Origin of the sequence: Alkalihalobacillus phoenicis, from assembly GCF_047302405.1 — a bacterium.
Taxonomy (GTDB): Bacteria; Bacillota; Bacilli; order Bacillales; family Bacillaceae_D; genus Alkalihalobacillus.
In genome coordinates this window covers 942,459-956,128 of the sequence record NZ_CP154853.1, presented here as the reverse complement: position 1 = coordinate 956,128, position 13,670 = coordinate 942,459, and the positions used below count along the sequence as shown (strand labels likewise).

Below are 13,670 nucleotides of genomic sequence, written 5' to 3'. Positions count from 1 at the left end.
TTGTATATTTATAAATGTCATTAATACATATCCCACAGGATCCGTTAGCTCAGCTGGGAGAGCGCTACCTTGACAGGGTAGAGGTCACTGGTTCGAGCCCAGTACGGGTCATCACTAAATCCGCTTATGTACATAAGCGGATTTTTAATATTTAAGCAAAGATTCAATTATTTAGATAGTTCCCTCCGCTTTCCTCCAGTCCATTTTACTCAATTACGATTCCCTTTTTAACATTTCAATAATGATTTCTGCTAAGTATTCAGCCGTGCGATTAACTTCCTGCAATGTGTTATCTACCCCTCCAATATTAATAAGGACAGATGTGTCAAGTAAATCTTGATTATAACTTTTGTTATCATTCCATCCAAAATTGTCTTTGGAAAAGACCCCCCTAGTTAATCCAGGATACCTCTCTTCAAGAAGATCATTCATTTCTTTGGCAAACTTCAAGTTCTCTTGGTAGTTAGGATGATCTTGACTGAGTGAAAAAAGGAGCGTAGCCACTTCCTCATCATTTATCGATGTAGTCGTGACTTCACGTCTTGCACTGTCACGATGAATATCAAAAACCATTTTTATACTCTCAAAATTATTTAAAGCATTTTTTACATTCTCTCTTGACACACTATAGGAATCCATAAATTCAAGATTTTGTTGTTGTATTATTTTTAGAAAATCTGTTTTATCATGAAGAACTGGTACCTCGTTATTTTCCAATATGCTACTTAAATGTTGACCTACTAATGAAATATTAACGTCTTTATCATGAGCTGAACCGGGATTTTCTTCATCTTTTTTATCTAACTCTGGAAAAAAGGACTCTTGTGTGTGTGTATGATAAATATATACTAAAGGTTGTTCCGTCCTATTTGAAGATTGAAAACCCTCGAATAGATTTTGATTAAATACAATGAACAAAAAGAAAAGAAAAGTAGCCGTCGTTGCTAAACCGGGCATTAGTAATCTGTTTTTATTTTTTCCTTTAAAACGCTGAACGAGCTTTTCTTCCAATTCTATTTCAAAACCGTTTCTAATAAAAACCGTTTCATTATTTCTTCTCAAAGTCTCTACAACATCTTGTTCTTCTTTATTTCTCATTGTTTAACCACCCTTCCGCTTCTAAGTATCCTTCCGAAACTATCTTTTTCCTTAGTAACTTTAGGGCTCTATGATACGAAACTTTAACATTTGTTTCTGAACACTTTAAAATATCGGCCGTCTCTTTAATCGAAAACTCGTTGATTCCTCTTAAAATCACAATCATACGATAATTAGGTCTTAAATCATCTAATAAACTATAAACCTTTGACATAGACTCTTTTTGTTCGACAATTTCTTCTGTCGTCCTAAATGTAGAAGGGACAAACTTTAAAAATAGTTCTCCTAAAATCACTTTCCTTTTCATTTTTCTGTAATGGTCGACTGCCACATGCCGTGCAATAGAAAAGATAAATGTTTTAAATTCTGATTCTCCTTTGAATTTGGAAATGGACTTGAATAATCGAATGAAAACTTCTTGAGTTAAGTCCTCTGCTTCATCATGATTGTTCGTAAAAGAAACAATAAAGTGATAAACTTCTTTAAAATATTGGTGATAAATAGAACGAATTTCTTCTTCAGAGTGTGTATGATTGTTTTTCAAACATTACCCTCCTTTTATAAAAAGCGAAGTCCGTTTGGTCAGAAGCGAGGAAAAATACAGGGCGGCTGTTGAAGTCGCTTTTTAGCTTCATAAAGACGACCGATTTTTCTCGAGCTTCTAACGGACGTAGCTGGATTAACCAATTTCTAATTAGTCGTCTTAAATTGAAAAAAGGTTACAAGTATTTTAAATTTGATTGGTTATAGGAAGCTGAAGTTATTTAATCTTAGCTATATTATTCGTTATTAAGACGAAAAAAGGAACCAAAATCGGACTTCGGTTCCTTCGACTATTAATTACCCTTAATCAATTATAAACAATCGCCAAAATCTCCTCAGCAACTTCCCTTGAAGTTAATTTCGACGTATCAAATCTCTTCTCATATTCAGGGTTTTCATAAACAGCCTTTTGCCACCTAAGGACTGGTTCCGGAATTCGTCCGTTTTCTAATTGATTCCCCCATGTAACCATCCTTCTTTGCATAATATCCTCAACCGGACAATAAATACTAAAAAGAAAACAAGAGTAATCACAGAGAATCTTTTGCATCTCTTTCATTGGATTCCATTTTGATACGTAGTGGTGATGAAAGCCAACATCTACTACAACTGAAAAACCTTGGTCACTATAAGCTTTAATACTATCAAACAATGCTAAATAGAGCTTCTTTACCGTTTCTTCGAGCTCTGGAAACTCTCCACCTGGCCTTAAGCCCATCGCTGGTGAAAATTTAGCATCTAAGATTGAGGCTGTATTGTCCACACCAATGTGAACCCAAATTTTATCTGAAATGATCTGAAGCTCTGTCGCAACAGACGATTTACCAGAGCGAGGAACTCCATTTAAAAAGACGATTTTCCCTTTATTTATCTTCAACACCTTCTCACAAGCTCATCTCCATATGTGTTAACACAATTTTTGCTCCTTCATAACAAAAAGGTTCTTGTTTTAACAACATTCGGGCTGTACTAACAGGCATTCATAATGACCATAAGCAATAGGAGTCTTTAATTTTTCAGCTAATAGTGACAGCCTTATACATGACGCTTATATCTTAATGACTTCAATCCTATTTCACTTGGATAACCATGAGCAGCTTCCTCACTTTGATATACAAATCCAACAGCTTTATAAAAAGGAATTCCCATCTCTTTATTCTTCAACACTGACACCCATTGTTCCTTCGCTCCCCATTCAATTTGCTCAGCCGTTATAGCTTCTAGAAACTTAGTTCCAATACCTTCTCTTTTTCTAGTAGGTTCTAAGTACAGCAAATCTAATTATAGATGATAAAGTAGCCTTACCATCATTTTAATGAGGTGATTTTGATGAAAGAACTTAAAACAAACCTATATTGGACATTAATGCCACCTTTTTTACTTGTTGCTTTAGTGCTACTCTTTTTTCTCCCAGATAATAATCCTTATATATTTGGGGTTGTTATCCTATTTTGGGTTACTTATTATTGTATTAGATATGTGCAAAAGAAAAAAAGCTCAAAAGACTGAGCTTTTTTTGTCGTTCGGTTAAAAAATTTCCCCTAATTCTTTAAAGGAGCGGATTCGATAATCGTAATCTTCTACTTCCCCAAACCCATATTCAGCAAACACAAACGGAACACCCGCTTCCTTTGCAGCGTTACAGTCACCTTTTGTATCGCCAACATATACAGATGTGGTTAATTGATTTCTTTCCACAATAAGTTGAATGTTTTTCCCTTTTGGTAACCCTGTGCGACCAGGATTCTCAAAGTCTTTAAAATATTTTTCAAGCTGATGGTATTCATAAAAGGACTCAATATACCCATCTTGGCAATTACTTACGATAAAGAGCTGATATTTTTTGGAAAGATACTCTAAAACGGACTCCACATCATCATAAAGTAAACCGCCTTTTTGTGCCAAAGAGCTATTTTCCTGCTCATTACATTCATTTAAAACTTCATTTCTTTCATTTTCACTTAATTGAGGCAATAAGATTCTCGCAATCTCCTCCATTTGTAGACCCATCGTTTTACTAAAGTCATCAACCGTTAATTTGTTATCAATGCCTCTATTTTGTAAAACTTGATTCCAAACCGCAAGCACGGCTTCTCTTGAATCCCAAAGTGTTCCATCTAAATCAAAAATAATACTGTCCATCGTTTCACCTCTCTAGTAACTCCTATTATTACTCTGATCTTACTCTTTCATTCTCCGTTATTCAACCATAGCTTTAATAAAAAAGCGATGCTGTTTCACATCAAAATAACCTTGCTGATTGATTAATTGATGGATTTGATAAAGCTCTTTTTCATATTCCTCAACCTCAAAATCAGGAATTTGCCACGGGATCGCCTTTAAATAATATACCAATGCCCCAATATCATAGATACGCTGTATCGGAAATTCCTCTTTTTTATTGAGAATTTTAAATCGATATTCTTCCAATTCTTTTACAGCATTTTGTAAGTTCCATTCTTTATATTCATTTAATGGGACACCTAAAGTTTCATTGATTTGCTTGTTATCAAGTCCACCCACTTGCTGGGTCATAAATATTGCCCCTTGTTTTAAGATGCGTTTCACTTCACTTGGAGAATAAGACTCATGTTTATTGATAATGAGATCAAATTGCTCATTTTCAAACGGCAAATCATGATCATCTTCTACAAAATGAACACGAACACCTAATGGTTCTAGCCTATCTTGTGCAATCGGGAAATTCGGTGCATACCCTTCTGTCGCAGCTATTTGTGTTGGGAAAGGTCTGAGCTTTGCCAGTAATTCACCACCACCTGTTCCCATATCTAACGCCGCTTCTGACTTTGAAAGGAGAAACCTCGCTTCGCTTCCATAAGACCATGATAGCAATCCACTTCTCATCCGTTCCGTTTCAGAAATAAAAGAAAAATCCCAGCCAGAAAATTTTTGTTCTGCATCCTTTAATAAACGATTAAATTCATTCATTGACAACCTCCTGTTTTGCCCTGTAACACCATTAGAATCTTACCTTCATCATTTATACATATAGCTGATGAACCACACCATTTTTCTATATTGAATCTCCTTTTAATCACTACCTATAAACAAACTGATTCCCATCTCGAATATCCTGCCAACAATCTTCATGCTGCTTATTTACAAGCTTTGGCATTTCGCCTTTTTTAAAAAACTTTAATTGGAGCGTTTCTTTTTCATCCATTTCTAAATCCCCACCTATAATGGAACAGTCAAAGAAAAAAAGGATCGACTGTGCCTTGTCGCCCTTGCCCATTTTCAATACAGGCTCCGGCAAAATTTAAAAATACTCGCTAGTCCCTACCTTATTTCTTAACCATTTGATATAATCCATTCTTCAATCCCCTACCTCCATTCATATCACCCTACATAACTTACTGACTCAAATGTTCATGAATGAGCTTCCATTCTCCATCCTCTTTTTTAAAAACATTTGTAGCTCTCCCTTGACCAGAGACAAACTTACCATTTAATAACCCTTCATAATGATATGTATAAATACAAGTTGCCACCTCATCAGAAGTAGCGAGCCATTGCACATCGTTTGCTGAATAAACCTCTTCTTTAATGACTGACCAGCTATGTTCAAAATAGCTTTGAATTTGCTCCTTTGTTGTACATGATTTATTAGAAAACCAATAAATAACCTCAGGATGAAGAAGCTTTTCCACCTCCGCAAAGTCATGTGTATTGGTCGCTGCTATGTATTGTTCTAATACTTGTTTAAAATCCATTTCTGTCCCTCCTTATACGATTTCTTTATTTACTTAAGTTCCTTATAAACACCACTCGATCATTTCCATTCCCATCATAATCGGAAAAGGCCGGTACACCGTCCACTTCCTTATCGCCTGTTACCATTTGAAAGCCCATTCGAGTATGGAAGGCAATCGACGTTTTATTAACTGGTGATATTGCTGTCACTATTTCAATTCCTCTCTTTTGAACATTATCAAAAAAAGAAGAATAAAGTCGTGTACCCACACCATCTTGACGATATTCTGGATGTACACCAACAAAATGAATATAGGCTTCATTCGGCTTAGATTGTGACAAAAAACCAATAAGAAAGCCAACTATTTTTTGATCTTTTTCAATGACAAAACTTGTATCGTTAAAATGATCAAAAAATAATTTAGGTAGTAAATAAGCCATCTCTCTCCCACCCCACCATCCATTCATAACAGAGCTTATTTTATTATAATCTTCTGACTTTGAATGACGTATTTTCATAACGAATCCCCCTTTAGCTTTATGATAATGGATCAACCGTAATTAACGGCCACTTTGACTTCCAACATTTTTCGTTCATCCTTTTTTGATAAATCTTATGCAACGACTTATTTTCGAGAAAATACGGGGTAGGCTTTATCGCTAAATTCAACAAATCATCTAGCCCACATGGCGAAGTTAACTGTAATTCTCCTTCTTCATTTAGCTTCACTCCAAGTGCGGTTGCTGTTTCTGGAAATTTGGAAATGGCGTCCTCTGATGACTGATACGGCGGAAGTCCATTAATGACATGCATCCTTGCTTGATTTTTGACCGACCAAGGTGTATTAGGTTGTATCTCTATTAATTTTTGTTCCCATTCTTTTTCAACATGTTCACTCGTTTTGTCCGAATCAAAATAGATGACATCAATATCAGACATGGGAGTTTTCTCCGTAAATTGGTGCAAAGTATCCCATACCTTTGTTCGAACAAACCCCGCACAAATCCACCAATCTGGTAATTGTAAGGAAGCTACAACTCTTATCATTTCCATCATTTCTTTATCTTTCCTAATTAAGTTTAACACGTCCGACTCTGAATTTAACATTTTATAGCAACCCCTATTATAGAATGTACGTTCGTTATTATACCATATTTTTCCGTCAATTAGTGATGAACCCATAGAAAAAGAACGGAACTAAATATCAATTCCGTTCTTTTGCGTCACACTTCTTGAATATATACTCTTGCTTCATAGGGGCGTAAAGTTTGTCCATCATTGTTATCATTGTAATTTCGTAAAACGACTGAACTCTCTTCTAGATTCAAACCAACCATTACCTCATCAACCGTTAAGTTAGCTAAAATAAGGGCCTGTTTTCCATCTAACGTTCTTGTATAAGCAAAAACTTGCTCGTCCTCTTCTAATAATAATTCATACTTCCCATAAGTAAAAAGCTCATTTCCCTTTTTTAATTGAATCAATTTTTTATAAAAATGAAGAATCGAATGTTCATCTTCTTGTTGGGCTTGAACATTAATCTTTTTATAATTTGGATTGACCTTTAACCAAGGCATCCCACTCGTAAAACCAGCATTCGGATCATCATTCCATTGCATTGGTGTTCTTGAATTATCTCGGCTTGAACTCCAAATGACTTTCATAATGTCTTCATGTGTTTGACCTTCACTTCTTTTTATTCTGTACATATTCCGATCGGCGACATCATTATAATCTTCTATCGAAGGAAATTGTACATTCGTCATTCCTATTTCCTGGCCTTGATAAATAAAAGGCGTTCCTTGCATCAAGAAATAAACAGCTGCTAGTGCCGTTGCACTTTCGTACCAGTATTCTGTATCATCACCCCAAATCGAAACTTTACGGGGCTGGTCATGATTTTCAATAAATAACGCATTCCAACCAATTCCATCGAGTGAGTTTTGCCATTTGGATAAAGCCTTTTTAAAACGAAAAATATCTAATTCCTCTTTATCTGACTTGCTCCATAAGCTTGTATGTTCAAATTGAAAGACCATATTAAACTTCCCATTTTCTTCACCGATCCACTCTTTTAAATCATTCGAATCTTCCACTTTCACTCCATTGGCTTCTCCAACTGTCATAATGTCATATTTAGAAAACGTTTCTTTTTTTAATTCTTTTAAGTACTTATGGATTCCGGACTTATTAAGGTGTTTATCAAAGGAAGGAACAAAATTTAAGCCTTTAGGATTTGGTAAATCTTCAAAGTCCTCTTTTTTAATATGACTAATCGCATCAATTCGGAATCCATCAATCCCTTTATCTAACCACCAATTCACCATGTCATATAGATGCTGACGTACCTCTTCATTTTCCCAATTTAAATCAGGTTGTTTTTTGGAGAAGATGTGCAAGTAATATTGTCCTGTTTCTTTATCTTTTTGCCATGCTGACCCACTAAAAATACTTTCCCAGTTATTCGGCTCTTTCCCTTCCTTGCCATCTCGCCAAATATACCAATCTCTTTTTGGGTTATCAAGAGAGGAACGCGATTCAATAAACCAAGGATGCTCATCGCTAGTATGATTAATGACTAAGTCCATAATTAGTTTCATGCCTCTTTGATGAACTTGATCTAGTAGTTCGTTAAAATCTTCCATCGTTCCGAACTCTTGCATGATTGCTTGATAGTCGCTAATATCATAACCATTATCATCATTAGGTGATTCATATACTGGACAGACCCAAATGACATCAATTCCTAAACCTTTTATATAATCCAGTTTAGAGATGATTCCTCTAATATCGCCAACTCCATCCCCATTTGAATCCATAAAACTACGTGGATAAATTTGATAGGCAACGGCTTCCTTCCACCAGACACGTTTCATTTAAAGCACCCCTTTTTTACATTTAGTTAATACTTTCTCTTAAACTCCATTTATTCAATTCCACAAGCTCGATTACCTCATCGGAAAAGAATTCAATCGCTTTGGAATTTTTATTCGGATAGATTCGTGCTGTCATGACCTTCTCTCCATTTTGTAAAAAGACCTCCACAGAAGATTTATCCAGAAATAGCTGGAGCTCTAATTTCCCGTCTCGTAAAGCTAACGGAACTTTTCGAATTCCACCTGGACCAGAACCTGATTTTTCGCGATTTAAACAAAAGGCTTGCTCGTCAACTAAATAGGTAAAAACAGTCTCTTCCCCAAGTTCCTTATCAAGATGAACCTTCAACCCAAAAGTCGTTGCTTCTTTTGCATCAAAGACAACCTTTAACTCAAGACAATTCCCACTAACTCCTTTAAAACTCGTATTGTTTTGGAGCGGTTCATTTGCATATTGAACATGGTCATAGCGTAAAGACTCCAGTTCTGGTAATGGTTGCTGAATGAGTTGACCGTTTTGTAAATTTAAGACACGGGGTAAGGACATCGCTCCAGCCCAATTAAATTCTTGTTCAGGCATTTCACTTTCCCACATCGTCATCCATGCAACAAGTACTCTTCTCCCTTGTTTATCAACGGTTGTTTGCGGGGCATAAAAATCAAATCCGTAGTCTAATAATTCCATTTCTTGATAAGCCAATGTTCCTTTTTCTAAATCTAAATCACCTAATAAAAAGGCTGCTTGATGGAGGTTTAAATACTTTTCTCCTTCAGGTACTACTCCTTGCGGGGACATCACCATACAATTTTTATCACCCAACGTAAATACATCCGGACATTCCCACATATAACCCATGTTACCTTCGCCCTTAGCCATAATGTTCACAAATTCCCAGGAGATTAGGTCAACTGAACGATATAATAAAACTTGACCGACACGTTCCCTTGTTTGCGACCCAAGTACACAATAGTAATGCTCGGCTTCCTTCCACACTTTCGGATCTCTAAAATGAAAAGGATGGATATCTCCAGCTGGTGCTTCAGAAATAACAGGATTTTGTTCTAATTTGGTAAAATGAAGACCATCCTCACTAACGGCCAAACACTGTACCTGTTTTAAATCAACCTCTTGATTTTCACCTGTCCACCGGTTGCCAGTATACATTAAATACAGTTTGCCATCGACTTCTATTGCACTACCAGAGAAACAACCATCCACATCATAATCTTCGCTTGGTGCTAAAGCGATTGGCTGATGTTCCCAATAAACGAGATCTTTACTTTTTACATGGCCCCAATACATCGGTCCCCATTCAGGAGTGAACGGATGGTGTTGATAAAATAAGTGATATTCCCCATTGAAAAGACAAAAGCCATTCGGATCATTCATCCAATTGGCTTGAGGCATAACATGATAATGTAACCTCCACTGATGCTGCAATACCTCTGCTCTTTTGTTCATTATTTCTTGCTGAGCTTCCTCTATTTTCTGTTCATGTGTGATCATTGATTAAACCCCTTAAGTAAGTTATTCCGCCATAAAAGTCGCTTTTCGATAAATACGATAAAATGAAGAAAAGGATAACAGTGCTAAAATTGAAGCATTGAAAAAAATGATTAAAACTATATAACCCTTTAAGCTTAAGTACATTAAAGCGAGACTGCTCATAAAAATAACAACGCTTAATATCGGACTACCGAAAGTGATATAAAAAGCTTTTTTATAGACATCTTTTAGCGGGATCTCATAATGACTAAAGGCGGAGAAGAAATTAATTGTATAAATAAAAAGAACAATTCCTAATCCAATAAAAAAGAGAAAAAAGATTACGTTTGATTGATAAAAATAATAAATATCAGCAAGACATATTCCCCATAAAACGGAAAGAACTCCTCCGGCCTTTACGCTACGTTTATACGATTCTTTATAATAAGAAAAATAGGCTTTTATTATCGAATTTTCCTCTTCCCCTATGAGCCATTCTCGTACTAATGAAAAAAGAGCGGTTGTAGCTGGAAAGAAGAGAAAAGGGAAAAATAGAAAAGTCAGAAGAACATAACCTAAGACGGTCGTTTGACTTTCCGCGTAAAACATTTGGACAATTATCCAAATAAGTGGTAACTGACAAATAAGCCACAATAAATTTGACACCGTCAATTTCATAAACCAGCTCGACAACAAAAAGATACCACTCGCTAAATTGCTCGTCCCGTTCATCTAATCACCCTTTTTATCCTACTAATCTCATTTCCCTTAACCAACTACGCTTTAAAATCATTTATTTGCTTCGGCAATCATACCGAGAATACACTCCATATGTGCGGACATGATTGCTCTTTCTATTTAACTGCCCCCTCTGAAACACCTTTGATAATGTGTTTTTGAGCAATAAAGTAGAAGATAATGACTGGAATAATCGCTAGCGTTAACCCCGCTAAAGCTAGATGCCATTGCTTTGTATACTGTCCAAAAAAGAAGAACATTTTTAAAGGAATCGTGGAATCAGATTCACTTAATACAAGTGAAGGTAATAGATAATCATTCCAAATCCAAATGACATTCAAAATCGCTACCGTAACCGAAATAGGTTTTAATAATGGAAAAATAATCTTCCAAAATATTTGGAACTTGTTCGCACCATCGACTAATGCCGCTTCATCTAATGATGGAGAAACCCCTGTCATTGCACCGTGGTATAAGAAAATGGATAAGCTACAACCAAAGCCTAAATACATAAAAATGAGTCCCGCTTTATTTAACATATCGACACTACCAAAATTGGAGACTAACGGAATCATCACAGATTGAAAGGGAATCAGCATCGCCGCTACAAAAACTAACAATAAAACACTACTTAACTTACTCTTATTTCGCGCTAATGCATAACCGGCCATTGAAGAAAAAACAACGATAATTAAAATGCTGACAAATGTGATAACTGTTGAATTCCATAATGAATTAAAAAAGTTTAAGTCGTTAAAAGCTCTGACAAAGTTTTCCGTCATCAAACCTTCCGGAAACCCTAATACGTCTGTAAAAATTTCTCGTTTCGATTTAAAGGCATTTACAATCATTAAATAAAACGGTGATAGCCATAAAAGACCGAGCAATATGCCGATAATCTCTAGTAAATATAACTTACGTTTATTGCTCTTCATTATAGATCTACCTCCCTTTTCTTATTGTAATAAACTTGTGTTAAAGCAATGGCCGCTACAATAATAAAGAAAATAACCGCTTTTGCTTGACCTAACGCCATCTCATTATAGTTGTATGCCGTTTTCACAATATCCATTGCCACCATTTGAGTGGAATTATATGGTCCACCATCTGTTAGTGATAAGTTTTGGTCATAAATTTTAAATGAATTTGATAAGGTTAGAAACATACTAATGGTAAAGGCCGGAGCCACCAAAGGGAAAATAACATTTTTAAAGCGCTGAAAACTATTGGCTCCATCGATTTTTGCCGCTTCAATCACATCATGAGGAACACTTTCTAAATAAGCTATGTAAATAATCATGATGTATCCAGCCATTTGCCAACAAGTTAAAATCACAAGGCCCCAAAAGCCAGTTCCTGTTGTTGAAAGCCATCCTTGTAAGCTCTCTACTCCTAGTAACTTTCCAATATCATCAAACACACTAACAAAAATGAATTGCCAAACAAAACCTAAAATTAAACCACCAATTAAGTTAGGCATAAAGAAGACCGTACGTAATGTGTTACTTGCTTTAAGGCCACGAGTGACTAATAGAGCAAGTCCTAGTCCTAAGACATTTAATAAAATAACCGTCACAACAGCAAATTTTACGGTAAACCATATCGAATTCATAAATCTTTCATCTTGAAAAACTCTCACGTAATTATCAAAACCAACAAACTGAGAAACACTTAGTCCATTCCAGTTAGTAAATGAATAATAGAGACCAAATAATAATGGAATCACGACTACAATCGATAATGCTAATAATGTCGGGGTTAAAAACAACCAAAATGATAGACTACGATTTCGCATAATATTCCCTCCATTTCTACCTTCAAAAAGCAATTGGATATTAAGGGCTGCCCGGTAAAGTCATAAAAGACAGCCCCATTTAAGCTTTAATGCCTTTATCTTCTTTCTTCCCATGTATTAATCGCACTTCCTACCACATCAACCCATTCCATCTCACCACTAATATACTTCTGAATATTAGAGCCAAGATGATCATCACTCCACGCTGTAGGGTATCCTAAAAATACCCATCCGATAGTTTTACCTTGAGAGGCATATTCATAAATCTCTCTTGATAATGGGTCAACAATCGCCTCTGTATCATATCCTTCGTAAGCTGGGATAAAGTTAAAATCATTTAACACAGCATCTTTACCTGTTTCAGATGTATATAACCAATCTAAAAAATCTTTAGCAGCTTGAACAACTTCTTCCTCATTATTATTATTTACTGCCCAATAATTTGGAATTCCTACAGGCAAATGCCCCTCATAACCTTCTAATGGGATAGGAAGAATTCCAATATGATTTTCTGCAAAATCAGGGTCCATTTCATAAACAGACGGATAAATCCAGTTTCCTTGCTGAATTATGGCCACTCTTTCAAGTGAAAAATATTGCTCGACTTGTTGGGAATAGTCCAAGCTAAGAGTTGGTTGAATCGAATACTCATTTTGTAAATCAATCATTCTTTTAAATTCTTCATTTCTCTCAAATTCTACCGATTCAGCACTGTAAGTATCTAGTACATTATGTTCAAATTCAGGTGCGAGATACACATTTGATAAATGGCTACCTGGTACCCATCTCTCTCTAGCTGGAAAGGCAAATACGGCCTCAAGATCAAGTGCTTCCTTTTGGGCATCCAACTGAACAACTGCTTCTTCTAGGTCCTCATATGTTTGAATGGCACCCGGGTCAATACCCGCATTTTCAAAAATCATTTTATTATAAATGAGTCCATAACCTTCTTGATTAAATGGTAAACCTAATACTTTTTCTCCTTCAGTAACCGCTAACAAGGTACCCTCAAGAGCAAGCTCGGCTGCTTTTGTATCTGAAAGATCTGCTAAATAATCGATAAATTCTTCTGACTCAGTTGGAGCAGCCACACTAAAAATATCGGGTTCATTCCCTGATGAGAATTGAGTTTTTAAAGAGCTAATATAATCCGTTCCCCCACCGACACTCGTAATATTAATTTTCACATTTGGATTTTCCGCTTCGTATGTTCTGGCAAGATCATTAAATTGCTGATTAAACTCGACCTTTCCTTGGAATATATCAAGTGTAATTTGCTCTTCGTTGGAACTACTATCTCCCGAAGAACAACCTGCTAATAAAATTCCTGAAACGGCTACTGCGGAGATAATTTTTTTATACATCTTCATAGTGCTTCACTCCTAATTTTTAATAGATTGTATGACAAAGATTCAAACA

17 protein-coding genes and 1 tRNA gene are annotated in these 13,670 nt (G+C 35.8%); 2 read left to right on the top strand and 16 right to left on the bottom strand.

Annotated features, from left to right (window positions below; all coding sequences use genetic code 11):
• Positions 1–38 precede the first annotated feature (38 nt).
• Positions 39–111 (top strand) — tRNA-Val (locus tag AA0017_RS04460).
• 102 nt (positions 112–213) lie between these two features.
• Here AA0017_RS04460 and spoIIP read toward each other — a convergent pair.
• The 4 genes from spoIIP to AA0017_RS04440 form a co-directional block, all read right to left on the bottom strand.
• A complete protein-coding gene (gene spoIIP, locus AA0017_RS04455; protein ID WP_413379898.1) occupies positions 214–1,098 on the bottom strand; it encodes a stage II sporulation protein P in 885 nt (294 codons plus the stop codon).
• Positions 1,088–1,642 (bottom strand): RNA polymerase sigma factor, encoded by a 555-nt coding sequence (locus tag AA0017_RS04450; protein WP_413379896.1) that lies wholly within the window; start codon positions 1,640–1,642, stop codon positions 1,088–1,090. Before AA0017_RS04450 ends, spoIIP begins: the two co-directional genes overlap by 11 nt.
• A gap of 306 nt (positions 1,643–1,948) precedes the next feature.
• Positions 1,949–2,518 carry a phosphotransferase-like protein gene (locus AA0017_RS04445; protein ID WP_413379894.1) on the bottom strand — a complete coding sequence of 190 codons (570 nt, stop codon included), beginning with the start codon at positions 2,516–2,518 and terminating at the stop codon, positions 1,949–1,951.
• A 158-nt stretch (positions 2,519–2,676) separates the two neighbouring features.
• Positions 2,677–2,805 (bottom strand): hypothetical protein, encoded by a 129-nt coding sequence (locus AA0017_RS04440; RefSeq protein WP_413379892.1) that lies wholly within the window; start codon positions 2,803–2,805, stop codon positions 2,677–2,679.
• 165 nt (positions 2,806–2,970) lie between these two features.
• Between AA0017_RS04440 and AA0017_RS04435 the strand changes: the two genes are divergently transcribed.
• Positions 2,971–3,150: a hypothetical protein gene (locus tag AA0017_RS04435; protein ID WP_413379890.1), complete on the top strand. Its 180-nt coding sequence runs from the start codon at positions 2,971–2,973 to the stop codon at positions 3,148–3,150.
• Between the two features lie 18 nt (positions 3,151–3,168).
• Here the strand turns inward: AA0017_RS04435 and AA0017_RS04430 are convergent, their stop codons facing one another.
• The 12 genes from AA0017_RS04430 to AA0017_RS04375 all read right to left on the bottom strand — a co-directional run bounded on the left by AA0017_RS04430 (position 3,169) and on the right by AA0017_RS04375 (position 13,621).
• Positions 3,169–3,783, bottom strand: a complete 615-nt coding sequence (locus AA0017_RS04430; RefSeq protein WP_413379889.1) for an HAD family hydrolase — start codon at positions 3,781–3,783, stop codon at positions 3,169–3,171.
• Positions 3,784–3,840: 57 nt separating this feature from the next.
• Positions 3,841–4,590 carry a class I SAM-dependent methyltransferase gene (locus tag AA0017_RS04425; protein WP_413379887.1) on the bottom strand — a complete coding sequence of 250 codons (750 nt, stop codon included), beginning with the start codon at positions 4,588–4,590 and terminating at the stop codon, positions 3,841–3,843.
• Between the two features lie 109 nt (positions 4,591–4,699).
• Positions 4,700–4,825, bottom strand: coding sequence for a hypothetical protein (locus AA0017_RS04420; protein WP_413379886.1), 126 nt, complete (start codon positions 4,823–4,825; stop codon positions 4,700–4,702).
• Positions 4,826–5,015: 190 nt separating this feature from the next.
• Positions 5,016–5,375 carry a YybH family protein gene (locus AA0017_RS04415; protein WP_413379884.1) on the bottom strand — a complete coding sequence of 120 codons (360 nt, stop codon included), beginning with the start codon at positions 5,373–5,375 and terminating at the stop codon, positions 5,016–5,018.
• Positions 5,376–5,400: 25 nt separating this feature from the next.
• Positions 5,401–5,874 carry an N-acetyltransferase family protein gene (locus AA0017_RS04410; RefSeq protein WP_413379882.1) on the bottom strand — a complete coding sequence of 158 codons (474 nt, stop codon included), beginning with the start codon at positions 5,872–5,874 and terminating at the stop codon, positions 5,401–5,403.
• 19 nt (positions 5,875–5,893) lie between these two features.
• Positions 5,894–6,463: a nucleotidyltransferase family protein gene (locus AA0017_RS04405; RefSeq protein ID WP_413379880.1), complete on the bottom strand. Its 570-nt coding sequence runs from the start codon at positions 6,461–6,463 to the stop codon at positions 5,894–5,896.
• Positions 6,464–6,579: 116 nt separating this feature from the next.
• Positions 6,580–8,175, bottom strand: a complete 1,596-nt coding sequence (locus tag AA0017_RS04400; RefSeq protein WP_413382384.1) for a glycoside hydrolase family 13 protein — start codon at positions 8,173–8,175, stop codon at positions 6,580–6,582.
• A gap of 79 nt (positions 8,176–8,254) precedes the next feature.
• Positions 8,255–9,739 carry a glycoside hydrolase family 32 protein gene (locus tag AA0017_RS04395; protein WP_413379878.1) on the bottom strand — a complete coding sequence of 495 codons (1,485 nt, stop codon included), beginning with the start codon at positions 9,737–9,739 and terminating at the stop codon, positions 8,255–8,257.
• Between the two features lie 21 nt (positions 9,740–9,760).
• Complete coding sequence (locus tag AA0017_RS04390) at positions 9,761–10,450, bottom strand: YesL family protein (protein ID WP_413379876.1); 690 nt, start codon at positions 10,448–10,450, stop codon at positions 9,761–9,763.
• Positions 10,451–10,572: 122 nt separating this feature from the next.
• The gene (locus tag AA0017_RS04385; protein ID WP_413379874.1) at positions 10,573–11,391 is read right to left on the bottom strand and encodes a carbohydrate ABC transporter permease; all 819 of its coding nucleotides are present in this window, start codon (positions 11,389–11,391) and stop codon (positions 10,573–10,575) included.
• Entirely contained in the window at positions 11,391–12,251 is an 861-nt protein-coding gene (locus AA0017_RS04380; protein WP_413379872.1) for a carbohydrate ABC transporter permease, read from the bottom strand. The genes AA0017_RS04385 and AA0017_RS04380 overlap by 1 nt, the downstream gene beginning before the upstream one ends.
• Positions 12,252–12,346: 95 nt before the next feature.
• Positions 12,347–13,621: an ABC transporter substrate-binding protein gene (locus AA0017_RS04375; RefSeq protein ID WP_413379871.1), complete on the bottom strand. Its 1,275-nt coding sequence runs from the start codon at positions 13,619–13,621 to the stop codon at positions 12,347–12,349.
• Positions 13,622–13,670 lie beyond the last annotated feature (49 nt).

Excerpts from the sequence above, each read along its gene's own strand:
- AA0017_RS04410 (WP_413379882.1), bottom strand. The coding sequence starts at position 5,874 with ATGAAAATACGTCATTCAAAGTCAGAAGATTATAATAAAATAAGCTCT.
- AA0017_RS04380 (WP_413379872.1), bottom strand. The coding sequence starts at position 12,251 with ATGCGAAATCGTAGTCTATCATTTTGGTTGTTTTTAACCCCGACATTA.
- AA0017_RS04430 (WP_413379889.1), bottom strand. The coding sequence starts at position 3,783 with ATGGACAGTATTATTTTTGATTTAGATGGAACACTTTGGGATTCAAGA.
- AA0017_RS04420 (WP_413379886.1), bottom strand. The coding sequence starts at position 4,825 with ATGGATGAAAAAGAAACGCTCCAATTAAAGTTTTTTAAAAAAGGCGAA.
- AA0017_RS04425 (WP_413379887.1), bottom strand. The coding sequence starts at position 4,590 with ATGAATGAATTTAATCGTTTATTAAAGGATGCAGAACAAAAATTTTCT.
- AA0017_RS04435 (WP_413379890.1), top strand. The coding sequence starts at position 2,971 with ATGAAAGAACTTAAAACAAACCTATATTGGACATTAATGCCACCTTTT.
- AA0017_RS04385 (WP_413379874.1), bottom strand. The coding sequence starts at position 11,391 with ATGAAGAGCAATAAACGTAAGTTATATTTACTAGAGATTATCGGCATA.
- AA0017_RS04375 (WP_413379871.1), bottom strand. The coding sequence starts at position 13,621 with ATGAAGATGTATAAAAAAATTATCTCCGCAGTAGCCGTTTCAGGAATT.
- AA0017_RS04405 (WP_413379880.1), bottom strand. The coding sequence starts at position 6,463 with ATGTTAAATTCAGAGTCGGACGTGTTAAACTTAATTAGGAAAGATAAA.
- AA0017_RS04390 (WP_413379876.1), bottom strand. The coding sequence starts at position 10,450 with ATGAACGGGACGAGCAATTTAGCGAGTGGTATCTTTTTGTTGTCGAGC.
- AA0017_RS04395 (WP_413379878.1), bottom strand. The coding sequence starts at position 9,739 with ATGATCACACATGAACAGAAAATAGAGGAAGCTCAGCAAGAAATAATG.
- spoIIP (WP_413379898.1), bottom strand. The coding sequence starts at position 1,098 with ATGAGAAATAAAGAAGAACAAGATGTTGTAGAGACTTTGAGAAGAAAT.
- AA0017_RS04415 (WP_413379884.1), bottom strand. The coding sequence starts at position 5,375 with ATGGATTTTAAACAAGTATTAGAACAATACATAGCAGCGACCAATACA.
- AA0017_RS04400 (WP_413382384.1), bottom strand. The coding sequence starts at position 8,175 with ATGGATTCAAATGGGGATGGAGTTGGCGATATTAGAGGAATCATCTCT.